Raw genomic sequence first — 23245 nt, forward strand, 5'->3', positions numbered from 1 at the left:
GGCCATGTTCACCGGCATTATCGAATCCATCGGCAGCATCCGCGCCATGACCCCAAAGGGCGGCGACGTGCGCCTGCTGGTTGAAACCGGCAAGCTCGACCTCGGCGACGTCAAACTGGGCGACAGCATCGCCGTCAGCGGCGTGTGCCTGACCGTCATCGAGTTGCCGGGTAACGGCTTTGCCGCCGACGTCAGCCGGGAAACCCTGGACTGCACCGCGATGAATGACCTCAAGGCCGGCAGCCCGGTCAACCTGGAAAAAGCCCTGACCCCGACCACCCGCTTGGGCGGCCATCTGGTCAGCGGCCACGTCGACGGCGTCGGCGAGGTGGTTGCACGCAGCGAAAACGCGCGCGCCGTGGAATTCCGTATCCGCGCACCGAAAGAGCTGGCCAAGTACATCGCCCACAAAGGCTCAATCACCGTCGACGGCACCAGCCTGACCGTGAACGCCGTGAATGGCGCCGAATTCGAACTGACCATCATCCCGCACACCCTGAGCGAAACCATCATGGCGTCGTACCAGCCAGGTCGCCGGGTGAACCTGGAAGTCGACTTGCTTGCCCGTTACCTGGAGCGCCTGCTGATGGGCGATAAGGCCGCAGAGCCAGCATCCGGGAACATCACTGAAAGTTTTCTGGCCGCTAACGGCTACCTGAAATCCTGACCAAGGGGGTGCCGCGTGGCGCTCAATAGCATCGAAGAACTGGTTGAAGACATCCGCCAAGGCAAGATGGTCATCCTGATGGATGACGAAGATCGCGAGAACGAAGGCGATATCATCATGGCCGCCGAGGCGTGCAAGCCCGAGCACATCAACTTTATGGCCAAGCACGCCCGTGGGCTGATCTGCATGCCCATGAGCCGCGAGCGCTGCGAGCTGCTCAAGCTGCCGTTGATGGCGCCGCGCAATGGCTCGGGTTTCGGCACCAAGTTCACCGTATCGATTGAAGCGACCACCGGCGTCACCACCGGCATTTCCGCCGCCGACCGTGCCCGCACCGTGCAAGCCGCTGCGGCCAAAGACGCCAAGGCCGAAGACATTGTGAGCCCCGGCCACATTTTCCCGCTGATGGCCCAACCGGGCGGCACCCTCGCTCGTGCCGGCCACACCGAAGCCGCCTGCGACCTGGCGCGCATGGCCGGTTTTGAACCGAGCGGCGTGATCTGCGAAGTCATGAACGACGACGGCACCATGGCCCGTCGCACCGAACTCGAGGCGTTTGCGGCCGAACACGGCCTCAAGATCGGCACCATTGCCGACCTGATTCACTACCGCATGATCCACGAACGTACCGTTCAGCGGATTGCCGAGCAGCCGCTGGACAGCGAACTGGGCCAATTCAATTTGGTGACCTACCGTGATTCCGTGGAAGGCGACGTGCACATGGCCCTGACTCTGGGCTCCATTTGCGCCGAAGAACCGACCCTGGTGCGTGTGCACAACATGGACCCGCTGCGCGACCTGCTGATGGTCAAGCAGCCGGGCCGCTGGAGCCTGCGCGCCGCCATGGCCGCGGTTTCCGAGGCTGGCAGTGGTGTGGTGCTGTTGCTCGGCAACCCGGTGGATGGCGACGTATTGCTCGCGCATATTCGTGAAACCGCCGAGCACACCCAGGTCAAAACACCGACCACCTACAGTATCGTCGGTGCCGGTTCACAGATCCTGCGTGACCTCGGCGTGCGCAAAATGCGCCTGATGAGCGCACCGATGAAATTTAATGCGATATCCGGATTCGACCTGGAAGTTGTAGAATACGTGCCCTCCGAATAAAGGCCGGCGTTTTCTGCCCCTTGTTCGCGGTTAAATCATCACTGAGGGACGCACTTTTCGCGTCCCGGCTCTTTAAGAGATTTGTCGAATGACCCTGAAGACCATCGAAGGTACCTTCATCGCCCCCAAAGGCCGCTATGCCCTGGTGGTTGGCCGCTTCAACAGCTTCGTGGTTGAAAGCCTGGTAAGCGGTGCCGTGGATGCCCTGGTTCGCCACGGTGTGAGCGAGAGCGACATCACTATCATCCGCGCCCCTGGCGCCTTCGAAATTCCACTGGTTGCGCAAAAAGTTGCGCAGCAGGGTGAATACGCGGCGATCATCGCCCTGGGCGCGGTCATTCGTGGCGGTACTCCGCACTTCGAATACGTGGCCGGCGAATGCACCAAGGGCCTGGCCCAGGTGTCCATGGAGTTCGGCGTGCCAGTCGCTTTCGGCGTACTGACCGTAGACTCCATCGAGCAAGCCATTGAGCGTTCCGGCACCAAGGCCGGTAACAAGGGCGCAGAAGCTGCCCTGTCCGCACTGGAAATGGTCAGCCTGCTGTCGCAGTTGGAGGCCAAGTGATTTCCGACGAGAGCGATCGTTTCAACCCTCGCGACGAACGTCCAGCCGACGCCGGCAAGCCTTCGAAAAGCGAAAAACGCCGTGCTGCCCGTCAGCTCGCCACCCAGGCGCTGTACCAGCGCCACATGGCGGGTACTTCGCTGAACGAAATCGAAGCGCAATTTCGCGTTGATAACGACTTTACCTTCGCCGATCAGAGCTATTTCCACGACATCCTGCACGGTGTTCCGGCCAACCTGACCGAGATCGACACCGCGCTGGCCCCGTGCCTTGACCTGACCATCGAAGAGCTCGACCCGGTTGAACTGGCTGTGTTGCGCCTGTCCACCTGGGAACTGCTCAAGCGCGTCGACGTACCGTACCGCGTGGTGATCAACGAAGGTATCGAACTGGCGAAAGTCTACGGTTCGACCGACGGCCACAAGTTCGTCAACGGCGTGCTCGACAAGCTGGCCCCGCGCCTGCGTGAAGCCGAAGTGAAGGAACACAAGCGCTAAGTCGCTTGAGTCCCGAATGGGTGAGTTCGAGCTGATCCGCAACTACTTCGCCGCCGCGCCCTGTGCGCAGGGCGGTGAAGGTATTGCCCTGGGGATCGGCGACGACTGCGCCCTGCTGGCGCTCCCCGCCGGGGAGCAGCTGGCAATCTCCACCGATACGCTGGTGGCCGGCGTGCACTTTGCCGACCCCTGCGACCCGTTCCTGCTCGGCCAGCGCTCGTTGGCCGTGGCAGTCAGCGACTTGGCCGCCATGGGCGCCCGCCCTCTGGCCTTCACCCTTGCACTCACCACGCCAACCGTCGATGCCGATTGGCTGCAACGCTATGCCCAGGGTTTGAACACCATGGCGCAAAGCTGCGGCGTGGGCCTGGTGGGCGGCGATACCACGCGCGGGCCGCTGAGCCTGACCCTGACCGTGTTTGGCCGTGTACCGGCCGGGCAGGCGTTGGTTCGCAGCGGTGCGCAGCCGGGTGACTTACTCTGTGTGGGCGGGGAGTTGGGTAACGCTGCCGGTGCTTTGCCGCTGGTATTGGGGCAACGCACGGCGGACGCGGCCATCGCTGATCCGCTGCTCGCCCATTACTGGTCACCGCAACCGCAGTTGGCGCTGGGCCTCGCGCTTCGGGGTAAGGCCACGTCTGCGATGGACATCTCCGACGGTCTGCTGGCCGATTGTGGGCATATCGCCAAGGCATCGGCTGTCAGCCTGGTCATTGAGCGTGAGACGCTGCCGTTATCCCAGGCGTTGCTGGCGTTTGTCGGCGATGACGAGGCTCGCGTGGCGGCATTGAGCGGGGGCGACGACTATGTGTTGGCATTCACCCTGCCACCGGCCGAGCTGGCGCCGTTGTTGGCGGGCGGCTGGCCCGTCCACGTAATCGGCCGGGTCGAGGCCGGGCAGGGCGTGACGCTGCTCGACGCCGCCGGGCAAGACATCACGCCAGCGGTGCGCGGCTATCAGCATTTTCGCGACACGCCGTAAGCGGCAGACCTGCGCTACCCTCTATACGGTTCCCCCCGCGCAGGAGGTTGTCACCATGGGTGTGCGCCGTTGGCTGCTGATCGTGTTGTGCGCTCTTGCACCGCAGGTTCTGGCGGATGAAGCCCTTGTACCTGGCAAGATCATGCTGGCCAGTGAGCAATGGAACGACTTCACCAACAAAGATGGCAGCGGCCTGGCTTGGGATGTGTTGCGGCAGGTCTTCGAGCCGGTGGGCATTACCGTGCAAACCCGCAGCGTGCCCTATACCCGTTCGGTCGGCCTGGCCCAGCGTGGCGAGGTGGATGGCTGGGTCGGTTCCTATCGCGATGAGGCCGGCGGCGTGCTGTACCCGCACTGGAATTTCGATTCCGACCACATCTACGCCCTCGGGCTGGCCGCCACACCGGCACCGAGCATCGCGACGCTGGGCAATTATCGCTTGGCCTGGGTGCGCGGCTACAAGTACGAGGAATACCTGCCGAATGTGCGCCGCTTCAACCCGATAGAACGTCGCAGTGGCATCCTGCCGATGCTGCAACACCGCCGCGCCGACTTCTATATTGATGCCCTCACTGAAGCCAAATACGTGCTCAGCCAGTCGGATGACCCGGCGCAATTCAAGCTCACTCATATAGCCGAACTGCCGCTCTACATCGGCTTTGCCGACACCGACCGGGGCCGGGCGCTGATGGGCGTGTATGACCATCGCATGGCTGTACTGGTAAAGAGCGGCGAGCTGAAACCGATTTTCGCGCACTGGAAGCAGCCGTACCCGTTCTGACCTGCATAGAACCAGGACGAAGGCCAATCGAACCTATTGATCTTTATCAGCGATAATTCAGCTTAAGCGTCTGTAGGAACCTGCTGTTACAATGACGCCCTCTGTGAAATCTGAATCAGGAGCACACGGTGCCCGTCGTTTTCGTCGCCGCTTCCAAGCTGCCTACCCCCTTTGCCACGTTCACCATGAACGGCTTTCTCGAAGAAGCCACCGGCCGCGAGCACGTTGTGCTCAGCCTGGGGGCTATCGACGACGGCGCGCCGGTGCTGGGCCGCGTCCATTCCGAGTGCCTGACCGGCGATGCCCTGTTCAGCCAGCGTTGCGACTGTGGTTCACAACTGGAAGCGGCCATGCGCGCCATCGCCCGTGAAGGCCGCGGTGTGCTGCTGTACTTGCGTCAGGAAGGCCGCGGCATTGGCCTGATGAACAAGATCCGCGCCTACGAGCTGCAAGACGGAGGCGCCGACACCGTCGAAGCCAACGAACGCCTGGGCTTTGCCGCCGACCAGCGTGACTACGCAATCTGCCTGCCGATGCTCGAGCATTTGGGCGTCAAATCCCTGCGTTTGATGACCAATAACCCGCGCAAGGTCAAAGCCTTGACCGAGATGGGCATCACCGTGGCCGAGCGCGTGCCGCTGCACACCGGGCAAAACCCGCACAACAAACTCTACCTGGCCACCAAAGCCAGCAAGCTCGACCACATGATGGGCAACGAGCATCAGGGCGAGGTCGACCGCGCGTGACCCGCGGCCAGGTAAAACGGCGACTGTCCTTCAACTGGTGGCAGTACCTGGCCCTGGCATTGCTCCCGCTGTTCGTGCTCAACCTGGTGTTTGGCCAGGCCCAGTCCCTGCTTCCCGTGTTGGCCATGCCGTTCTTTATTGCCGGCGTGGCCTCGATGTTTCTGAGCCTGCGTTATTTTCATGGCTATAAACACGCATTGATCGCCACTTCCAAAGCGCTCGATACACCCGAAGAACCGGCTGCCTGGATTACCCTCGCGGCTCGTCGGCGTGCGGCTTTGTTGGTAGCCGCGCTGCCGGCCTGGATCGGCGCATTGGCCGTATTTGTCGGCCTGGAAGCAGTGCCACTGTGCCTCCTGGCGTTATCGACGCTGGTGCTGTTCTATCTCTACCGCATTCCGCGTCAGTTGGGATGATGCGTTTTTGGCTGTCGCTTCTGGTGCTGGCATTCAGTGCCCAGGCGATTGCGGTCGAGCGGGTCGTCAGCCTGGCGCCATCCCTGTCTGAAATCGTGGTCGAACTGGGCGCCGCCGACTTGCTGGTGGGCGTGCTCGACGGTGGCGAACGCCCGGAGGCATTGGCGCAAGTGCCATCGGTTGGGCAATACGGCCAACTCAATATGGAGCGCCTGCTCAGCCTCAAGCCCGACCTTATTCTGCTCTGGCCCGGCAGTGTCGGCCCGGCCCAGCGCGAACAGTTGCAACGCCTGGGCATCCCGGTCTATGTGGCCGAACCCCATAGCCTGGAACAGCTGACGGCCCAGGTACAAGCCATCGCGCAACAATTGGGCCGCGAAGCGGCGGGGCGCACGCTGGCCGCGCAGTTACGCCAACGCCTGGCCGAACTGCGCCAGCGCTATCAGCGTGCCGAGCCGTTGCGCGTGTTTTACCAGGTGTGGAACCAACCGCTGTACACCGTGGGCGGTGGGCAGATCATCAGTGATGCCTTGCAGGTTTGCGGCGCACGCAACGTGTTTGCCGACCTCAAGCTGCCCGCGCCGCAGGTCAGCGTTGAGTCAGTGCTGCAACGCAACCCCCAACTGATCCTGGCGGGTGATCAGGCTCAGGCGGACGCCTGGAAAGCGTGGCCGCAAATAGCCGCCGTGGCGCAGGGGCGTTTGTTGGTGGTTCCCGACAAAGGCTTGGAGCGCCCAAGCGGGCAGATGGTCGAGGCGGTGGCGAAACTGTGCGAGTTGATTGCGCCGCAACGTTAACGGTACGGGTTCTCCTACTGGTTATTCGGATTTGTCGGTCGGGTGATTTCGGCGCCATGGCGGTACGCTACGGCTCGCGATGCTTGCTGCATGGCGATTGCTCACATACAGGAGGTGACCGTGCGACGTTTGATCATTGGTATCTCAACCGCCATTCTGTTGGCGGGTTGCAACACATTCGAAGGTATCTCGACGTTGATGAATTTCAGCGATCACCCCATTGCTGCCAAGGCACACGAAGGTGGGGCCACGAAGCAGGATATGCTTGCGATCCAGGCGCCCAAACGTGTCATTCCCGCACGTGATGGCCGCACAGAGTGCCTTGACTATGAGCTGGAAAACAAAGGTAAGAAAAAGGAATTTTACGTGGGTGTTACCGATACAAGCCGTGTTGGCGCGTTTGGGTTCATAACCTGTGACAAGGCGATCAAGGCCGGTTACTTGGACGCCAAAACGGCTCTGCGTTAGCGTTTATGGAGTGACTTAGCTACAGCTGCGGCGTCCAGGTCACGCCGAACAACAGCGCCCGGCCTTCTTCCCGATAGCCATATTGCTGGCCTTGATACTGATACAACGCCCGGCTGTAGTCTTTGTTCAGCAGGTTATCGACCTTCATATTCAGCGTCACTTCACGGTTCACGGCCCAGCTGGCGCGAAGCCCGAATAATCCATAGCCGCCCAATCGTTGCTGGTTCTGCGGGTCATCGTAGCTGCTGCTCACCGCTTGCCAACTGGCGCCGACGCCAAACTGATCGAACTGGCGATCCAGGTCCAGGCTCACCGTGCGTCTGGCGCGGCGCGCCAATGTGCGGCCGGAGTCGCGGTCGCGTGGGTCAATCATCGCCAGCCCAAGGCTGCCCTGCCAACCGAACAGCTCTTGCTTGAGCGCGGCTTCAAAACCATTGATACGTGCGGAGCTGACGTTCTGCGGGCCGTCGCTGCCGAACACGATGGCGTCCTGAATATCGGTGCGGTACAGCGAGGCTTCCAGGCGGCTGGTGTCGCTGAGCTGGCTGCGCCACTGCAGTTCATAGCTTTTGGAAGTTTCGGGTTTCAGATTCGGGTTGGCGTTTTTAAAGCCGTATTCGTCCGGGTAGTAAAGATCGTTGAAGGTCGGTGCGCGGAAGCCTTCGCTGTAGCTGAACAACAGGTCGTTATCCGGGTTCACCGGCAGGGTCAGAGTGCCGCTCCAGCTGGTGTGACCGCCGAACTGTTGGTTCTGGTCGCGGCGCAGGCCCAGCTCGGTGGAAAAATACTGCGCTTCAAAGCGGTGCTGGATAAACGCGGCGCGGTTCCAGCGGCTGTCTTCGGCGAGCACCGTGCTGCTGTTGACCCGGTCTTCGTACCAGTCGCCGCCCAGGATCAGGCTGTTCTGGTCATTGAGGGTCAAGTCGTTCTGCCAGGTCAGCGAGTCGCGGTAGGTGTTGAACACGCTGCGGTCGTCGCTGAGTTTATCCAGGGTCTTTTCGCGGTTTTCGCTGTGACCCAGCTCCAGGCGAGACTTCCACGCATCGTTGAGGCGCGCGTCGACATAGCTGCTGACGCTGCTGACGGTGAAGTCCGTATAGGGTTTTTGCTGGAAGCTCTGGTAGGTGAGCGAGTCATAGCGACCAAAAGGGTTATCGAATTCGCTTTTGCCACGGTTATCCAGCACGTTCACGCCTGCGTCGATGTCATCGGTAAAGGCATGGCTCAGGCTGAAGCTGATGGCCTGGTTGCGATAGGTATCGTGGTCGCCATCGCTCGGGTAGGACGTGCGTGTGCGGTTGATCCCGGCGGTGTCATCCAGGCTGGCGCCGAGGCTGAAGCGGGTTTGCTGGTCGCCACCGGACAGTCCCAGGCTGCGCTCCCACGTCTGGTTACTGCCAAAGCCCACATGCAGTCGCGGTTGCAGGCCAGAGTCGGTGTTGCGCCGGGTGAAGATCTGAATCACCCCGCCAATCGCATCGCTGCCGTAGATCGCCGAGCGCGAACCGCGCAGCACTTCTACGCGCTCGATCTGGTCGATGTTGAGGTATTGCAGGTTGCTGGTGCCGGTGGTGGAGCTGCTGATGCGCTGGCCATCCACCAGAACCAGGCTCTGGGCGGTAGAGGTGCCACGCACATATACGTTGGTCACGCTGCCACGGCCGCCACTTTGCGCCACCTGTACGCCAGGTACACGACTGAGCAAGTCGCTCACGCTGGTGGGCTGCAAGCGGTCGATGTCGTCGCGGGTAAACACGCTGTTGGCGGCGCTGCTGTCGTTACGCGCCTGCACCTGGCGGTTGGCGCTGATCACCACCTCGGACAGTTTGAGGGCGTCGTCGCGCTCGAAGCTGTCGGCCAGCACGTCAGTGGCGGGGAGCAGCAGCAGGGGCAGGGCAAAGCGAAGGCGATTCATGGGCTGTCCATAGCATTGAGCAGCAATACAAGACCAATGTGGGAGCTGGCTTGCCTGCGATGCGGCCACCTTGGTTTTTCAGTTAGACCGAGGTGATGCTATCGCAGGCAAGCCAGCTCCCACATGTTATTGGTGTTTACAGGTCGAGCAGCGCCATGCGCGTGCGCACCGAAGCCTCGATCCCGGCCTCGTCCAAGCCACACTCGGCCAGCATCTGCGCCGGTTTGGCGTGTTCCACATACACATCCGGCAGGCCCAGGTGCAGCACCGACTTGAGGATGTTCTCCCGCGCCAGGAACTCACTGACTGCCGCGCCAGCACCGCCCATGATGGCGTTTTCTTCGATGGTCACCAGCAGTTCATGGCTGGCGGCGATTTCACGCACCAGGGCCTCATCCAGCGGTTTGACGAAGCGCATGTCGACCACGGTGGCGTCGATTTTCTCGGCGACCTTCAGGGCTTCGGCCAATTGCACGCCAAACACCAGAAACGCGGTCTTGCTGCCTTGGCGGCGCACGATACCTTTGCCAATCTCGATCGGCTCCAGGTCTTTTTCGATCACCGCATTCGGGCCATTGCCGCGCGGGTAGCGCACGGCAGCCGGGCCGTTATACAGGTGGCCGGTGCTGAGCATCTTGCGCAGTTCGTTTTCATCGCTCGGGGTCATCACCAGCATGCCGGGGATGCAACGCAGGTAAGACAAGTCGAAGCTGCCTGCGTGAGTCGGGCCGTCTTCACCTACCAAGCCTGCACGGTCGATGGCGAACAGCACGTCGAGGTTCTGCACCGCCACATCGTGAACAAGCTGGTCATAGCCGCGTTGCAGGAAGGTGGAGTAGATCGCCACCACCGGCTTGGCGCCTTCACAAGCCATGCCGGCGGCGAAGGTCACCGCGTGTTGTTCGGCAATGGCCACGTCGAAGTAGCGCAGCGGGAAACGCTCGCTGAATGCCACCAGGTCCGAACCTTCCTTCATCGCCGGGGTAATACCCACCAGGCGCGGGTCGGCGGCGGCCATGTCGCACAGCCATTCGCCAAACACACCGGAATACTTCGGCCCGCTGGCTTTTTTCGGCGCAGCGGCGGGCGCATCCACAGGTTCGAGCTTGGTGATGGCGTGGTAACCAATCGGGTCGACTTCTGCCGGAGCGAAACCTTTGCCTTTTTTGGTGACGATATGCAGGAACTGCGGGCCCTTGAGGTCACGCATGTTGCGCAGCGTGGCGATCAGGGTCGGCAGGTCATGGCCGTCGATCGGGCCGATGTAGTTCCAGCCCAGCTCTTCAAACAGGGTGCCGGGTACCAGCATGCCCTTGGCATATTCTTCGGTACGCCGGGCAATTTCCCACGCGCCGGGCAGACGCGAGAGCACCTTCTTGCTGCCTTCGCGCATGCTGGCGTAGGTGCGACTCGAAAGAATTTTTGCCAGGTAATTGGACAGGCCACCCACATTGCGCGAAATCGACATGTCGTTGTCGTTGAGGATCACCAACATGTTGGCGTCCACTTCCGGCGCGTGGTTGAGTGCTTCAAAGGCCATGCCGGCGGTCAGCGCACCATCACCGATCACCGCGATCGCCTTGCGGTCGCTGCCTTGCAGGCGGGCGGCAATTGCCATGCCCAGCGCAGCGCTGATGGAGGTGCTGGAGTGGCCGACGCCAAAAGTGTCGTACTCGCTTTCGGAGCGGCGCGGGAAGGCGGCCAGGCCGTCCTTCTGGCGCAGGCTGCCCATGCGCTCGCGGCGGCCCGTGAGGATTTTATGCGGATACGCCTGATGGCCCACGTCCCACACCAGCCGGTCGTCCGGGGTGTCGAACACGTAGTGCAAGGCGATGGTCAGCTCGATGACGCCCAGCCCGGCACCGAAATGCCCACCGGTCTGGCCGACCGTGTAGAGCAATTCCAGGCGCAGCTCATCGGCCAGGGTTTCCAGCTCGGCTTCACCCAGTCGACGCAGGCCGACCGGCGTGACGGCACGGTCGAGCAGGGGCGTGGACGGGCGCTTGCGGGGAATCTCTTGAAACGTCGTGGGCATCAGGCGAATCGTTATAGGTATAAGAAGAGGCGGCAGTTTACCTCAAGCGGTGCAAACTGCCCACGCAGGGCGCCGAACTTGGCCGATATGCGGCGCGAAAAGGCCGCGGTTATCAGTGGCGGCGTTCGACGATATACCGCGCCAGGTCGCGCAGTGGCTCGGCCGCCGCGTCGAAAGGTCGCAGGGCGGCCAGGGCCTGATCGCGCAGTTCCAGGGCGTAAGCCTTGGCGGCTTCAAGACCCAGCAACGCCGGATACGTCGGTTTGTCCCGGGCGATATCCGCGCCTTGGCGTTTGCCCAGGGTCGCGGTGTCACTTTCCACGTCGAGGATGTCGTCCTGCACCTGGAACGCCAGGCCGATGGCCCGGGAATAGGTCTGCAGGGCTGCCAACTGCGCAGCTTCGGCGCGGCCACTGGCCAGGGCGCCCAAGTGCACGGCGGCTTCGATCAGCGCGCCGGTCTTGTGGCGGTGCATATGTTCGAGGGCTTTTTGGTCGAGCTTGAGGCTGACCGAACCCATGTCGATGGCCTGCCCGCCGACCATGCCGGCCGGGCCTGCGGCCAGGGCCAGGGCCGTGACCATACGCAGGCTGATCTCGGCATTCACGCTGTTCAGGCGCGGGTCCAGCAAGGCGCTGAACGCCAGGCTCTGCAGGCCGTCACCGGCGAGGATCGCGTAGGCTTCGTCAAAGGCTTTATGGGTGGTGGGCTGGCCGCGACGCAGATCGTCGTCGTCCATGGCCGGCAAATCGTCATGCACCAGGGAATAGGCGTGAATCAGCTCAACCGCACACGCCGCACCATTGGCCTGCTCGGCCGGCGCGCCCAGGGCTTCACAGGCCGCATACGCCAGCAACGGGCGCACACGCTTGCCGCCATTCATCACGCTGTAGCGCATGGCTTCATACAAACGCTGCATTTCGGGGCCTGGTGCCACGAACAAGGGTTCGAGCGCCGCGTTGACCCGGGCCTGGCTGCTGGCCTGATACGCGTCGATCATTCGGGCTGTTCCGCATCGAAAGGTTCTTCGGCCAACTCCCCGTCACGCTCCAGCAACACTTGCACCTTCTGCTCTGCCTGCGCCAACGCGCTCTGGCAGTCACGCGTCAGGCCGATGCCTTGCTCAAACGCCGTCAACGAGTCTTCCAGCGACAACTCGCCGTTCTCCAGACGCTCAACCAGGGTTTGCAGGTCGGCGAGGGATTGTTCGAAATCGAGTGCAACTTTTTTGCGGGCCATGGCGGCTAATCCGGTAGACGGTAAACCGGCGCGACACTAGCAGACATGGGGATTCTGGGCAAATGAGCGGGGTGGTTCAGTTGCCCGTTTCAGGGATTTGATAGCGCGTACTGCGGCCTGCGCCGGGCAAACGTGCCAGGCAGCCTTTTTCCAGCAGATAAGCCAGATGCCGTGTCGCCGTTGCCTTGGACACCTTCGCTACGGCCTGGTATTGCGCGGCACTGATGCCCTGCTCAAAACCTTTCTCACCACCATCGAGCAAGCGGTTGAGTACTTTGATCTGTTCAACGGAAAAAGAAAGGTCATGGTGCTGTTGCCAGAACCGGGTCTTGTCCAGCACCCGATCAATCCGCGCCATGGCTTGCTGCAGGCTGCGCAGCAGGGTCTTGAGGAACCATTGCAACCAGTCGGTGATGTCCAGCGTGGCCTTTTGGCTGGTCTCTAACGCGTGGTAGTACCCAGCGCGGTCCTCAAGAATGCTGGCTGACAGGGCATAAAAGCGAATGGCCTGATGCTCACCCTGGGCCAGCGCCAAGTCAGTAATTGCGCGGGTCAGGCGGCCATTACCGTCATCAAACGGGTGCAGCGTCACAAACCAGAAGTGCGCAACGCCTGCGCGTACCAGCGGGTCCAGTTCAGGCTGATCGCGGCTGGATTCAAACCATTCGAGGAAGTCATCCACTGCCTGATCCAGGCCCAGGCGTGGTGGGGCTTCGAAGTGCACGGTCGGCCGATCAAGTCGCCCTGACACCACCTGCATAGGCTCATCGCCCCGCAAACCCCCGATATTGGGCATGCGTGCAGTGATGCCGGCATCCGGCTCAGGGAAAAGCCATTGATGCCAATTCAATAAACGAGCGAGGGTGAACGGCTGCGCGAATTGCGCGGTGGCATCCATCATCAATTCGGCAAGCCCTTCGCTGCGGCGGCTGACTTGGCCACCTTCCTGCGCCTCCAGGCCCAGGCGGCGCGCCAATGAAGAGCGCACAGAGCCAACATTCAGGTGCTCGCCCTCGATGGCCGAGGACGTCAGGATGTTTTGCAGCAGTGCATCCAGTTCATTCTGCGCGCTCGTCGCCTGGCTGACGGAGCCGAGCATGCCCAGCAACTTGCCTTGGGCCTGCCCGCACTCACGCAGCAGGGCCGCAAGGTGCCCAGGCTGCCAGTGGAAGTGCGGCCAGTCGGTGTGTTGCCAGATCCAGTTCGGTTGGTCCATGGAAGTGTGCCTGGGTATGTGAGCCGAATAAGAAGATTATTCGGCTCATGGGATGAGCCGATTGTGCATTCTATTCGGCTCGTCGTCCACTTGCGCTGACTACCTATGTCCGGTTGGCGACGAGCTTGGTTGGCTGTTCATCGCAATGCTTTGCCTAGCAGGGATTCGGTGCATTGAGTCATTGCCTCCAGTTCAAACAACCCTGCTTGCATCTTTTGCAGCTCCGCGATTTGCGCAGCGAGTTCCTGCTGTTTGATGGCGATGGCCTGGGCTGCCCGCTCCCAAAGCCGAGCATCGCCTTGGCTGCCGCGCAAAATCCCCTGCAACTCCTTGAGCTTGAACCCCAACTGCTGGGCGCATTTGATCAGCGTCAGCAGCTCGACACTCTGCGCCGAGTACACCCGATAACGCCCTACGCGCTGCGGCGCTGGTAACAGGCCAATCGCTTCATAGTGGCGAATCGCCTTGATGGTCGTGCCCGACAACTGCGCGGCTTTGCCGATGTACATGAAAACTCCCTTTTTCAAAGAGTGCGCCGGCCTGTTTCAGCCACGTGTCGCGCTGCGTCGCTGTGGATCCCAGTACCGGTCCGAACATCAAGGTCTTGGTCGGCTTGATGCCGCAAAAGGCCAGAGTCGTGTTGCGCATCTGATGAATGCCCGGCATGTGATAGAACCAGCGGTAATACCACGCTGGCGTGTCCAGGGTCACCAACAAATGGGCGGTGCGGCCCTGCAGCAGCTTATCCGGGAATGCCTTGCCCTTGCGGTACTTAAAGGCAAAGCCGGGTAGGAAAATGCGGTCGATGAAGCCTTTCATCAATGCCGGGATACCGCCCCACCAGATCGGGAAAACCCACGCCAGGTGAGTCGCCCAGAGGATATCGGCTTGGGCGCTGAGCAAATCCGGTTCCAAGGCTTGGGGCAGGGCGAAGCCGTTACGCAGGACCGGGTCGAAATCCAGTTCGCCCAGGCGCAGGGCGCGGACTTCGTGGCCGGCGAGTGTAGCCGCGTGAATGTAGGTGTCAGCGACGGCTGAGCAGAAACTGGTATTGGAAGGGTGGCCGAGAATGAGCAGGATGCGCTGAGTCATGGTGCCGAAGCCTGAAAAGTGGGGCTTTCAGGGTAGGGTGTGCCGTATAGGGGAGAGTCAAGGCTTGGCCCAGCAATGCGTTGATTTGCAAGGGCCAGCAGGACGTTTCTGTGATCTGTGCAGGGCCCTTCCTGAACCGTTCGCGGCCCCTTGTGACGGTAAAAACCACTGACTAGCCTGAGCCCTTCCAGTCAAGAGTGAAACGGGCATGAGCGAAACCTCTATCGGCTTGATCACGCCTCCTGTGGGCTACAGCGACTGGCTGAGCGACCTTAAACTGCGCATCTACACGGCCCAGCAGCGAGCGACGCTGGCGGTGAACCGCGAACTGGTGCTGCTTTACTGGCAGATCGGCCACGATATTCTGACCCGCCAGGCTGCGCAGGGTTGGGGCAGCAAGGTGGTTGATCGCCTTGCCCAAGACTTGCGCGCGGCCTTTCCGAAAATGAAGGGTTTTTCGCCGCGCAACCTCAAATATATGCGCGCCTTTGCCGAGGCGTGGCCGAATGCCGAATTTGTGCAACAGGCTGCTGCACAATTGCCGTGGGGCCACAATGTGGTGCTTCTGGACAAACTCCCCGGCCCCGAAACGCGCCGGTGGTACATCGCCCAGGCAATCGAACACAACTGGTCACGTAACACCCTCGTGATGCACATCGAGCATCGCCTGCTGGAGCGCAGTGGCAAGGCCGTCAGCAATTTTTGAACACCATTTGCCCAAACCCCAATCCGACCTGGCGCGCGAATCGCTCAAGGATCCTTATCGTTTCGACTTTCTCAGCCTGGCTTTGGATGCGCAGGAACGCGATATAGAAAACGCGTTAATCAAGCACGTCACCGACTTCCTGCTTGAACTGGGCGCCGGTTTCGCCTTTGTCGGGCAGCAGGTGTTGCTGGATGTTGGCGGTGATGAGTTTTTCGTCGACCTGTTGTTCTATCACCTGAAGCTGCGCTGCCACGTGGTGATCGAACTCAAGGCCGGTAAATTCAAGCCTGAACACCTCGGCAAGCTGAGTTTTTACCTGTCGGCAGTGGATGCCCAGCTTAAACACCCGCAGGACGGGGCCACCATCGGCCTGTTGTTGTGCAAGAGCAAAAATGAAGTGGTGGCTGAATACGCATTGCGCGACAACAACCGACCGATCGGCGTGGCGGAATATCAGTTGGTGGAATCTTTACCGGCAGAGCTACGAACAAGATTGCCAAGCATTGAGCAGATTGAGCGGGAGCTGGCGGGGTGCATTCAACCGTGACAGCTTGCCGTTCAGGACAGGCTGCAATGGTTGGCTGGATAAAGCAGGCGCTTTTCTTCTTTCCCGTATCCATGTCCGAACCAGTGAGACAAAAAAACTCACGCGTGAGCTATTGAGCATTGCAAAAATTGCCTGTAGATTTTCTCACGCGTGAGATTTTCACAACGAGGCCAGTACCATGAAAAGCAGCTCTCCATCGAGCCCGCCAGCAGAGCCCGATACCGATTCAGCAAGCCGCAAGGGAGAGCGCTTGAAACCGCCGGTTAAAAAGCCGTCGAGCTTTTACATGAAGCAGATGCGCGCGGGGCTGGCGGCTGCCGGTTATGTGAAACACGAGACTTGGGTGCTTCCCGAAAACCGAAGCCTGCTCAAGCAAATGGAGAAACAGCTTCGCCAACCGATTCTGGCTGGCTCATTCATGTCGGAGAATTTCATGAGCGCAGGTACCAACTGGAACATCGACCGCCTCTTCAGCGCGCTGCAAGCCCTGGACGAAGTGGTTGCCAAAGACATTACGCTTTCTCTGGTTCAAGGCTCCGAGTCCAGCATCAAGCTGGAAATGAACGACTTCGGGGGCTTGCCGATTTACATCGCGGTGGTGGGCGAGCAGATCATCGTCGACACCGTGCTGGTCGACGTCGAGTCGATCAACGACGTAACGGCCTTCAATGACGCCGTGCTGCGCAGCCGGGAAATGTTCCCGTTGTCGTCGATCGGCATCGAGTCCATGCCGAACGGCCAGGTTGTTTACAACATGTTTGGTGCGCTGAGTTCCGACTCCAGCCTGACCAACATCGTGACCGAGGTGAAAACCCTGGTCGATAACGTGCAGCGCGCCAGCGAAGCCTTCGAACGTTTCTTCAATTAAGTATTCGGGAGTATCCAATGACTCAGTCCATCTGGAGCAAATTGTTCACCGCGCTGCGTGGCGGTGCCAGCGAAGTCGGCGAATCGATCGTCGACCAACAGGCCCTGCGCATCCTTGATCAAGAAATTCGCGACGCCGACACCGCCTTGGCCAACGCCAAGCGTGAGTTGGTGAGCATCATGGCCAAGCACAAGCTGGCAGCGGATCGCGTAGGCGAGTACGACGCCAAGATCAAAGACCTGGAATCCAAGGCGATGGCCGCTATTCAGGCCAACCGTGAAGACCTGGCCCTGGAAGTGGCCGAAGCCATTTCGACCCTGACCAACGAACGTGACGCCGAGCAAAAGCAGACCGCCGAGTTCGGTGGTTACGCCGACAGCATGCGCAAGGACATCACCAAGGCCGAAAGCCGGATCAAAAGCCTGCGCCAGCAAGTGGACATGGCCAAGGCCCGCGAAAGCGTGCAAAAGGCCCAGGTCAGCGCTTCCATCGCCAGCGGCGGCGCCAACGGCAAGCTGGAAACTGCGGTGGGTACGCTTAACCGCCTGCAAGCCAAACAGCAGCAACGTGCCGCTGAACTGCAAGCCCAGGATGAATTGGCCGAGGCATCGACCGGTACTGACCTGGAACGCAAACTGCGCGACGCCGGCATCACGCCGGACACTGGCAGCGCCAATGCGATTCTGGAGCGTCTGAAGCAAAAGTCGGCCGAGTAAACGACGCCGAAGCAGGTCTGCCCTAAAGCCGGACAGTTAAGTGAGCGAAATGCTCAAGGCAGCGAAGATCAAATGTGCGAGCGGGCTTGCTCGCGAAGGCGTCGGCTCGGCAAACATAGGCGTTGGCTGACCCACCGCTTTCGCGAGCAAGCCCGCTCCCACAGGGGGCTTGCGCTTAACCGACCGGCATTAAGGTCTGCCCATCTTTTTTACGTCGAGGTCTGGATGGACACCCTGAAGGGTTTCAAGACAATCGCAAGCCTGGCCGTGTTCATGGTCGCGCTGCAACTGCTCAATGTCGCCACCGGTTACAGCCTCATGGCGTTCGGGCTGGTCCCGAGGACCGTGTCGGGCCTGTTCGGCATCCTCACCTCGCCATTTCTGCACGCCTCCTTTGCCCACCTGAGCGCAAACCTGATTGCCTTTGTGGTGCTGGGCACTCTGGTCATGGTCGAAGGGCTCAACCGTTTCATAACCGTCAGCGCGATCATTATCCTGCTGGGCGGTTCGTTGGTCTGGCTGTTCGGGTTCAGCGGCGTACACGTCGGCGCCAGCGGCTGGGTCTTTGGGCTATGGGCCTACCTCTTGTCGCGCGCCTGGTTCCACAGGAGCTGGATCAACCTGATAGTCGCCGCTGTCGTGGCGGTGTTTTATGGCGGATTGATCATGGGGTTTGTGCCGCGCCAGGGGATTTCCTTCGAAGGGCATCTGTTTGGTGCGCTCGCCGGATTTATTGCTGCCAAGGTACTTCTCTCAACACCGCGCAGCAGGTTTAATGCCGGGTGAACGCACTTGAGCATCCAGACGCCGAGGCGATGACGTCATCAGGATTCAAGCACCCAGGGAGCCAGGGGCGAAATGTCGATTTTCCTTTTGTTGCGCATGTACGCTTCCTCCCTCTTTCACCGCTTCGGCTGGGCAGGCTTGATCATTGCCCTGGGCGTACACCTGAGCACGGCTTACCTGGGCCTGGTGCTTCTGGGCGAACAACACCTCACCGCCCTCGCCACGTTTATCTACTTCTATCTCACCACCACGCTCACCGTCGGCTACGGCGACCTCGCCCCGCAGACCTCGGCAGGGCGCATTTTCGTGGCGACCTGGGTGATGCTCGGGGGCATTGCGCTTTTAACGGCAGCCATCGGCAAAACCACCAGCAGTGTTATCGATGCATGGAGAAAAGGCATGAAGGGCAAAGGTGATTTCACCGGCAAGGTCGGCCATACGGTACTCATCGGCTGGGAAGGTGCGTCCAGTGAGCGGGTCATCGAGTTGTTGCTGCAAGATGAAACCTCGAACGACAACCTGATCGTGATTTGCGATTGCACCCTCGAAGAAAACCCGATGCCTGGCAAAGCCGCGTTTATCCGTGGTGAAAGCCTGTCCTCCACCGCGTTGTTGCTGCGCGCCGGTGTGCCCGGTGCCGAGCGTGTGCTGGTGCGAACCCGGTCTGACGACCTGACGCTGGCCACGGTGCTGGCGGTGAATCAACTGAGCCCCGTCGGGCACGTGGTCGCCCACTTCAATGAAAGTGAAATTGCCGCACTGGCCAGCTCCTATGCCCCGCGCCTGGAATGCACGTCCAGCATGGCCATCGAAATGCTGGTGCGTGCCTCCCAGGATCCGGGCTCGTCAGTGGTCATCAATGAGCTGCTGTGCGTGGGGCAGGGCGCCACTCAATACCTGATGCGATTGCCCGAGGCCTTTGAAGCCACCTTCGGCGATCTGTACACGCGGATGAAAGAACACCACAACGCCACCCTTATCGGCTATCGCGCCAAAGGTGCGCAGCAACCGTCGATCAACCCGCCCAGTGCCACGCGCGTTGAAGGCGGCGAGCTCTTCTACATTGCCTCCACCCGCCTCAAGGAAATCTCCAATGGGATGGTTTAAACAGTTGATGGGGCTCAAGGCCCCGAACGCCAATCCACAATCGAACCGGCTCGCCGCCGAACCCGTGCCGACCACCGGGCCGCTGGGCCTGGCGCCTGGCAAAGGCGTGATGTTCGACACCACCCTGAAATTGTTGCTCGATGGGAAAACCTCGGTGGTGATCCCCGGCTCCCAGGAAATCTGGAGTAACGGCACCGTCGACCTCGGGCAATCGACCTGGCTGTCACGCTATTACATGAACGACGAAGATTACTGGCTGCAGGTGCACACCACCGGCGACATCGCCGGGCAGGTCGAGTCGGTGATCCTGTTCAATTACTTGAGCTACGTCACCCTCAGCAGCGAAGCGGAACTGCGCAGGCTGGCAGGCCCACAAAGCCTGATCGGGCTACCGACTTACACCCACAACGGCGTCGAATACACCCGTGTTTGGGGCAGCGAAGCCGGCCAGACCGAACTGGTGGCGATGAGCGAGCGCGTGATAAACCCGGAAGACGCCTACAACGTCGAGCACCGTTCGATGCTGTACGCCCGCGACACCGGCCTGACCGATCGCCGCGAGTTCCTGCTGTTTTCCGTCGAAGAAGATGCCGAGGGTGGCATCAGCCTGAGCACGTCGCTGGGCATTTCGCTGTACACAACCGACCTGACCGCGCTCTAAAAAAAGGAAGCCATCCATGCTAGAAGCTCTCTCCATCTCCCTGAACAAAGCCGCCGTGCTCGGCTTTGTCATCTACATCCTGGGGGCTGCGGTGTTGTTCGCGCTGTTCCAGTTCATCTACACCCGCATCACTCCGCACAAGGAGTTCGAACTGATCCGCGCCGGCAACGTTTCGGCGGCGGTGGCCCTGGGTGGCGCGATCATTGGCTTCGCCATTCCGGCCAGTAACGTGATCGCCTACTCCATCAGCCTGCTGGATTTTGTCGTCTGGTCGGTGATCGCGGCCGTCGTCCAGTTGCTGGCGTTTCTGCTGACCAGCCTGGTGCTCAAAGGCACGTCCGAGCGCATCAAGAACGGCGAAGTCGCGGCCGGCATCTACGTGGCCGCCGTCGCCATCAGCGTCGGCATGCTGAACGCCGCGTGCATGACGCCCACCCAGTACTGATTGCGCACGGAGCTCTCGATGAAACGAAGCAAGTACGTCCAGCTTTCGCTGGCAGCGTCGGTCGCCATGGCGATATCCGGCTGCGGGCCGACAGAAAAAACCTACGATTTGCAGAAGAAGTACAACTTCCAGTCGGTCCAGCAATGCGCCGATGAAAAGTTGCCGGTAGACGTCTGCTCGGACGCCTACATGACCGCCATGGCCGAGCACCGCCGCATCGCGCCGGTGTATGACAGCCAGACCGATTGCGATGCCGACTTTGTCGCCGACTGGTGCCAGCAAGACTCCACCGGCAAGTTCATCCCAAGGCTGGGCGGTTTCGAACTGACCGCCGAAGGCCAGGTGACCCAATCCCAGGTCGACGCGGCCAATGCCCAGGTGGCCGGCTCGCAAGCCAACAGCGGTGGCTCAGGTTTCTCCACCAGCAGCCTGCTCACCGGCCTCTTGATCGGCAACATGCTCAGCAACAATCGCAACAGCTACCGCTCCGAGCCGGTGTACCGCTACCGCGATGATCGCGGCAATTACGGCAACTCGACGCTCAACCAGCGTGTCTCCAACGGGGCGACCTTTGGCCGTTCCAACCAGGCCCGATATGGCAGCAGCAATTACTCCAACACGCTGCGCTCCTCCAGCAAGCCGGTGAACGTTGCGTCGTCCACCTCCCGTGGCGGCTTCGGCAGCAAAGCCAGCGCCCGTAGCGGCTGGGGCGGCGGTGGGTCGAGCAGTTAAGGAAGCCAGGCCATGAAGAAGATCCACTGCGCAGAACGTCATGACTGGAAACAGACCGCCGACAGCCTCGGCTTCCTGTTCCACACCATCGACGGCGAACCCTACTGGGACGAAAGCGCGTACTACCAGTTCACGCTCGAACAAATCGATCGCGACCTCGAAGACCCGACCACCGAGATCCATGACATGTGCATGGACCTCGTGGCCCGCGTGGTGCAAAACGAGGAACTGCTGGAACGCCTGAGCATTCCCGCGCCGTTCTTCGACATGATCCGCACCTCATGGCTCGAAGGCCACCCGCACCTGTACGGGCGCATGGACTTCTCCTACAACGGCAACGGGCCAGCCAAACTGCTTGAGCTCAACTACGACACACCCACCAGCCTCTATGAAGCGGCCGCGTTTCAATGGGGCTGGCTGGAGCAATGCATCGAACGCGGCCTGTTGCCCAAGCACGCCGACCAGTTCAACAGTATCGACACCAAGCTGCATCAAGCCTTCGCGCAATTGCAGCTCAACCAGCCGTTCTACTTCGCCTCGATGAAAGACTCGATCGAAGACAAAGGCACCACCGACTACCTGCGCCTGGTCGCCGAAAAAGTCGGCATCGAATCCCGCCACATCGACATCGAAGACATCGGCCTCACCAGCGAAGGCCGCTTCGTCGACCTTGAGGATCGCTGGATTCCCCACCTGTTCAAACTGCACGCCTGGGAATTCATCTTCCATGAACCCTTCGGCGCCGCGATTGCCCAGAGCGACACGCAGTTTTTCGAGCCCGCATGGAAAGCCATCCTCTCCAACAAAGGCATCCTGCCGCTGCTGTGGGAGTTCAATAAAGGCCACCCGAACCTGCTCGCCTCCCACCTGGATACCGACCCTGACAAAGCCGTACCCAAAGGCTGGGTGCGCAAACCGTTCTTCTCCCGCGAAGGCGCCAACATCGAACTGCAAACCGCCGACGGCCTGGTCGTAAAAGAAGACGGCCCCTACACGGACGCGCCGTTTATCCTTCAGGAATTCGCGCCGCTGCCACGCTTTGGCGACAGCTACACACTGATCGGCTCCTGGGTCATCGCTGACCAAGCCGCAGGCATCGGCGTGCGCGAAGACAACAGCCTGATCACCAAGGACTCAAGCCGGTTTCTACCGCACCTGATCCTCGACTGAGCCCGCTCAATCGCAACGCAGCAAAGACCAAATGTGGGAGCGGGCTTGCCCGCGAAGACGGTAGGCCAGTCACCGAATGTAGTGACTGATTCACCGCCATCGCGGGCAAGCCCGCTCCCACAATTTTTAGGGGGTAGAAACGCTCAACCTCAACCCTGACGCGCCGCCAGCACCGAATAGCTGTTCATCAAATTGCGATAGTTAGGAATCCGCTGCGACAACAAATTCCCCAGCCCCTCGATATCGTTGCGCCAGTCACCCTGCAACTCACACGCCACCGAAAACCAATTCATCATCTGCGCCCCCGCCTGCACCATCCGGCTCCATGCCGCCTGCTGCACCGTCGTATTAAACGTGCCCGACGCATCCGTCACCACAAACACCTCAAACCCCTCCGCCAGCGCCGACAACGTCGGGAACGTCACACACACATCCGTCACCACACCCGCAATAATGATCTGCTTACGCCCAGTCGCCTTGACCGCCTTGACGAAATCCTCGTTGTCCCACGCATTGATCTGACCAGGGCGAGCGATGTAAGGCGCCTGCGGGAACATCTCCTTCAACTCCGGCACCAGCGGGCCGTTGGGGCCTTGCTCGAAACTGGTGGTGAGGATGGTCGGCAAGTTGAAGAACTTGGCTACGTCCGCCAGGGCCAGCACGTTATTCTTGAACTCGTTGGGGGAGAAATCCTGCACCAGCGAGATCAGGCCGGTTTGGTGGTCGACCAGCAAAACAATGGCGTCGTCTTTGTTCAAGCGGCTAAGGGTTGGAGTGCTCATGGTTGAAATCCTTTTTTGTTTAGGTTGGGTTGGCGTTGCGTTCAACATGGGCACAGATTAATGGGTGGGTGGCGGGGGATAAATCGGCTTTGAGGAGTCTTACTGTCAACTAAAATAGGACAGTTGTGTAGTGGTCAACTAATCCCGGACACGACGTTAAGTTTTTCCTCGGCCCGAGCCGGCGCCAGCCCACCGTTGAATT

Annotated in this window: 26 protein-coding genes and 1 pseudogene; 19 read left to right on the top strand and 8 right to left on the bottom strand. The window is 60.6% G+C overall.

The window, feature by feature from the left end; genetic code table 11:
• Positions 1-4 precede the first annotated feature (4 nt).
• From AOA59_RS21125 to AOA59_RS21170, 10 genes are all read left to right on the top strand, one after another.
• On the top strand, positions 5-667 hold the full coding sequence (locus AOA59_RS21125) for a riboflavin synthase (protein ID WP_017135994.1): 663 nt from the start codon (positions 5-7) through the stop codon (positions 665-667).
• A gap of 15 nt (positions 668-682) precedes the next feature.
• Positions 683-1774: a bifunctional 3,4-dihydroxy-2-butanone-4-phosphate synthase/GTP cyclohydrolase II gene (ribBA, locus tag AOA59_RS21130; protein WP_099488940.1), complete on the top strand. Its 1092-nt coding sequence runs from the start codon at positions 683-685 to the stop codon at positions 1772-1774.
• An 88-nt stretch (positions 1775-1862) separates the two neighbouring features.
• Positions 1863-2339: a 6,7-dimethyl-8-ribityllumazine synthase gene (gene ribE / locus AOA59_RS21135; protein WP_003176356.1), complete on the top strand. Its 477-nt coding sequence runs from the start codon at positions 1863-1865 to the stop codon at positions 2337-2339.
• Positions 2336-2836 (top strand): transcription antitermination factor NusB, encoded by a 501-nt coding sequence (gene nusB / locus AOA59_RS21140; protein WP_056861918.1) that lies wholly within the window; start codon positions 2336-2338, stop codon positions 2834-2836. The genes ribE and nusB overlap by 4 nt, the downstream gene beginning before the upstream one ends.
• Positions 2837-2852: 16 nt before the next feature.
• Complete coding sequence (gene thiL / locus AOA59_RS21145) at positions 2853-3818, top strand: thiamine-phosphate kinase (protein ID WP_069786662.1); 966 nt, start codon at positions 2853-2855, stop codon at positions 3816-3818.
• A 55-nt stretch (positions 3819-3873) separates the two neighbouring features.
• Complete coding sequence (locus tag AOA59_RS21150) at positions 3874-4599, top strand: ABC transporter substrate-binding protein (RefSeq protein ID WP_099488941.1); 726 nt, start codon at positions 3874-3876, stop codon at positions 4597-4599.
• A gap of 128 nt (positions 4600-4727) precedes the next feature.
• Positions 4728-5345, top strand: a complete 618-nt coding sequence (gene ribA / locus AOA59_RS21155) for a GTP cyclohydrolase II (protein ID WP_056861921.1) — start codon at positions 4728-4730, stop codon at positions 5343-5345.
• Complete coding sequence (locus tag AOA59_RS21160) at positions 5342-5761, top strand: nuclear FMR1 interacting 1 family protein (protein ID WP_056861922.1); 420 nt, start codon at positions 5342-5344, stop codon at positions 5759-5761. Before ribA ends, AOA59_RS21160 begins: the two co-directional genes overlap by 4 nt.
• Entirely contained in the window at positions 5758-6558 is an 801-nt protein-coding gene (locus AOA59_RS21165) for a cobalamin-binding protein (protein ID WP_099488942.1), read from the top strand. The genes AOA59_RS21160 and AOA59_RS21165 overlap by 4 nt, the downstream gene beginning before the upstream one ends.
• Positions 6559-6678: 120 nt before the next feature.
• A complete protein-coding gene (locus AOA59_RS21170; protein ID WP_099488943.1) occupies positions 6679-7026 on the top strand; it encodes a transcriptional regulator in 348 nt (115 codons plus the stop codon).
• A gap of 19 nt (positions 7027-7045) precedes the next feature.
• Here AOA59_RS21170 and AOA59_RS21175 read toward each other — a convergent pair whose 3' ends face one another.
• The 7 genes from AOA59_RS21175 to AOA59_RS21205 form a co-directional block, all read right to left on the bottom strand.
• The gene (locus AOA59_RS21175) at positions 7046-8941 is read right to left on the bottom strand and encodes a TonB-dependent receptor domain-containing protein (RefSeq protein ID WP_099488944.1); all 1896 of its coding nucleotides are present in this window, start codon (positions 8939-8941) and stop codon (positions 7046-7048) included.
• A gap of 136 nt (positions 8942-9077) precedes the next feature.
• Positions 9078-10976 (bottom strand): 1-deoxy-D-xylulose-5-phosphate synthase, encoded by a 1899-nt coding sequence (gene dxs, locus AOA59_RS21180; RefSeq protein WP_099488945.1) that lies wholly within the window; start codon positions 10974-10976, stop codon positions 9078-9080.
• Positions 10977-11088: 112 nt separating this feature from the next.
• Positions 11089-11976, bottom strand: coding sequence for a polyprenyl synthetase family protein (locus AOA59_RS21185; protein ID WP_099488946.1), 888 nt, complete (start codon positions 11974-11976; stop codon positions 11089-11091).
• Complete coding sequence (locus AOA59_RS21190; RefSeq protein WP_003176346.1) at positions 11973-12215, bottom strand: exodeoxyribonuclease VII small subunit; 243 nt, start codon at positions 12213-12215, stop codon at positions 11973-11975. The genes AOA59_RS21185 and AOA59_RS21190 overlap by 4 nt, the downstream gene beginning before the upstream one ends.
• Before the next feature lie 76 nt (positions 12216-12291).
• Positions 12292-13431, bottom strand: coding sequence for a Fic family protein (locus AOA59_RS21195; protein WP_099488947.1), 1140 nt, complete (start codon positions 13429-13431; stop codon positions 12292-12294).
• A 137-nt stretch (positions 13432-13568) separates the two neighbouring features.
• Positions 13569-13940 (bottom strand): MerR family transcriptional regulator, encoded by a 372-nt coding sequence (locus AOA59_RS21200; RefSeq protein ID WP_099488948.1) that lies wholly within the window; start codon positions 13938-13940, stop codon positions 13569-13571.
• Positions 13879-14523, bottom strand: a complete 645-nt coding sequence (locus AOA59_RS21205; RefSeq protein ID WP_099488949.1) for an NAD(P)H-dependent oxidoreductase — start codon at positions 14521-14523, stop codon at positions 13879-13881. The genes AOA59_RS21200 and AOA59_RS21205 overlap by 62 nt, the downstream gene beginning before the upstream one ends.
• Before the next feature lie 208 nt (positions 14524-14731).
• On the opposite strand from AOA59_RS21205, the pseudogene AOA59_RS21210 reads away from it, so the two are divergent.
• The 9 genes and pseudogenes from AOA59_RS21210 to AOA59_RS21255 all read left to right on the top strand — a co-directional run bounded on the left by AOA59_RS21210 (position 14732) and on the right by AOA59_RS21255 (position 22261).
• A pseudogene (locus tag AOA59_RS21210) lies at positions 14732-15776 on the top strand (YhcG family protein).
• 286 nt (positions 15777-16062) lie between these two features.
• A complete protein-coding gene (locus AOA59_RS21215; RefSeq protein ID WP_032865490.1) occupies positions 16063-16644 on the top strand; it encodes a YjfI family protein in 582 nt (193 codons plus the stop codon).
• 17 nt (positions 16645-16661) lie between these two features.
• Positions 16662-17360: a PspA/IM30 family protein gene (locus AOA59_RS21220; RefSeq protein ID WP_056861932.1), complete on the top strand. Its 699-nt coding sequence runs from the start codon at positions 16662-16664 to the stop codon at positions 17358-17360.
• 225 nt (positions 17361-17585) lie between these two features.
• On the top strand, positions 17586-18146 hold the full coding sequence (locus AOA59_RS21230) for a rhomboid family intramembrane serine protease (protein WP_099488950.1): 561 nt from the start codon (positions 17586-17588) through the stop codon (positions 18144-18146).
• 72 nt (positions 18147-18218) lie between these two features.
• A complete protein-coding gene (locus AOA59_RS21235; protein ID WP_099488951.1) occupies positions 18219-19253 on the top strand; it encodes an ion channel in 1035 nt (344 codons plus the stop codon).
• Positions 19240-19914 (top strand): DUF2491 family protein, encoded by a 675-nt coding sequence (locus AOA59_RS21240; RefSeq protein ID WP_099488952.1) that lies wholly within the window; start codon positions 19240-19242, stop codon positions 19912-19914. Before AOA59_RS21235 ends, AOA59_RS21240 begins: the two co-directional genes overlap by 14 nt.
• Positions 19915-19930: 16 nt before the next feature.
• Positions 19931-20359, top strand: coding sequence for a DUF350 domain-containing protein (locus AOA59_RS21245; protein WP_056861936.1), 429 nt, complete (start codon positions 19931-19933; stop codon positions 20357-20359).
• An 18-nt stretch (positions 20360-20377) separates the two neighbouring features.
• Positions 20378-21091 (top strand): DUF1190 domain-containing protein, encoded by a 714-nt coding sequence (locus AOA59_RS21250; RefSeq protein WP_056861937.1) that lies wholly within the window; start codon positions 20378-20380, stop codon positions 21089-21091.
• Between the two features lie 12 nt (positions 21092-21103).
• Complete coding sequence (locus AOA59_RS21255; protein WP_099488953.1) at positions 21104-22261, top strand: glutathionylspermidine synthase family protein; 1158 nt, start codon at positions 21104-21106, stop codon at positions 22259-22261.
• Between the two features lie 149 nt (positions 22262-22410).
• Here AOA59_RS21255 and ycaC read toward each other — a convergent pair whose 3' ends face one another.
• Positions 22411-23043 (bottom strand): isochorismate family cysteine hydrolase YcaC, encoded by a 633-nt coding sequence (gene ycaC / locus AOA59_RS21260; protein WP_058420209.1) that lies wholly within the window; start codon positions 23041-23043, stop codon positions 22411-22413.
• Positions 23044-23245: the final 202 nt, after the last annotated feature.

Source organism: Pseudomonas sp. 2822-15 (assembly GCF_002742515.1).
GTDB classification, from domain to species: Bacteria; Pseudomonadota; Gammaproteobacteria; order Pseudomonadales; family Pseudomonadaceae; genus Aquipseudomonas; species Aquipseudomonas salomonii.

What these genes read in the sequence shown, in the direction of transcription:
- AOA59_RS21195 (WP_099488947.1), bottom strand. Translation starts at nt 13,431, where the DNA reads ATGGACCAACCGAACTGGATCTGGCAACACACCGACTGGCCGCACTTC.
- AOA59_RS21165 (WP_099488942.1), top strand. Translation starts at nt 5,758, where the DNA reads ATGATGCGTTTTTGGCTGTCGCTTCTGGTGCTGGCATTCAGTGCCCAG.
- AOA59_RS21200 (WP_099488948.1), bottom strand. Translation starts at nt 13,940, where the DNA reads ATGTACATCGGCAAAGCCGCGCAGTTGTCGGGCACGACCATCAAGGCG.
- AOA59_RS21240 (WP_099488952.1), top strand. Translation starts at nt 19,240, where the DNA reads ATGGGATGGTTTAAACAGTTGATGGGGCTCAAGGCCCCGAACGCCAAT.
- AOA59_RS21250 (WP_056861937.1), top strand. Translation starts at nt 20,378, where the DNA reads ATGAAACGAAGCAAGTACGTCCAGCTTTCGCTGGCAGCGTCGGTCGCC.
- AOA59_RS21190 (WP_003176346.1), bottom strand. Translation starts at nt 12,215, where the DNA reads ATGGCCCGCAAAAAAGTTGCACTCGATTTCGAACAATCCCTCGCCGAC.
- AOA59_RS21215 (WP_032865490.1), top strand. Translation starts at nt 16,063, where the DNA reads ATGAAGCAGATGCGCGCGGGGCTGGCGGCTGCCGGTTATGTGAAACAC.
- AOA59_RS21255 (WP_099488953.1), top strand. Translation starts at nt 21,104, where the DNA reads ATGAAGAAGATCCACTGCGCAGAACGTCATGACTGGAAACAGACCGCC.
- AOA59_RS21150 (WP_099488941.1), top strand. Translation starts at nt 3,874, where the DNA reads ATGGGTGTGCGCCGTTGGCTGCTGATCGTGTTGTGCGCTCTTGCACCG.
- ribE (WP_003176356.1), top strand. Translation starts at nt 1,863, where the DNA reads ATGACCCTGAAGACCATCGAAGGTACCTTCATCGCCCCCAAAGGCCGC.
- AOA59_RS21175 (WP_099488944.1), bottom strand. Translation starts at nt 8,941, where the DNA reads ATGAATCGCCTTCGCTTTGCCCTGCCCCTGCTGCTGCTCCCCGCCACT.
- AOA59_RS21125 (WP_017135994.1), top strand. Translation starts at nt 5, where the DNA reads ATGTTCACCGGCATTATCGAATCCATCGGCAGCATCCGCGCCATGACC.
- AOA59_RS21185 (WP_099488946.1), bottom strand. Translation starts at nt 11,976, where the DNA reads ATGATCGACGCGTATCAGGCCAGCAGCCAGGCCCGGGTCAACGCGGCG.
- AOA59_RS21205 (WP_099488949.1), bottom strand. Translation starts at nt 14,523, where the DNA reads ATGACTCAGCGCATCCTGCTCATTCTCGGCCACCCTTCCAATACCAGT.
- AOA59_RS21220 (WP_056861932.1), top strand. Translation starts at nt 16,662, where the DNA reads ATGACTCAGTCCATCTGGAGCAAATTGTTCACCGCGCTGCGTGGCGGT.
- AOA59_RS21235 (WP_099488951.1), top strand. Translation starts at nt 18,219, where the DNA reads ATGTCGATTTTCCTTTTGTTGCGCATGTACGCTTCCTCCCTCTTTCAC.
- thiL (WP_069786662.1), top strand. Translation starts at nt 2,853, where the DNA reads ATGGGTGAGTTCGAGCTGATCCGCAACTACTTCGCCGCCGCGCCCTGT.
- AOA59_RS21245 (WP_056861936.1), top strand. Translation starts at nt 19,931, where the DNA reads ATGCTAGAAGCTCTCTCCATCTCCCTGAACAAAGCCGCCGTGCTCGGC.
- dxs (WP_099488945.1), bottom strand. Translation starts at nt 10,976, where the DNA reads ATGCCCACGACGTTTCAAGAGATTCCCCGCAAGCGCCCGTCCACGCCC.
- ycaC (WP_058420209.1), bottom strand. Translation starts at nt 23,043, where the DNA reads ATGAGCACTCCAACCCTTAGCCGCTTGAACAAAGACGACGCCATTGTT.
- AOA59_RS21230 (WP_099488950.1), top strand. Translation starts at nt 17,586, where the DNA reads ATGGACACCCTGAAGGGTTTCAAGACAATCGCAAGCCTGGCCGTGTTC.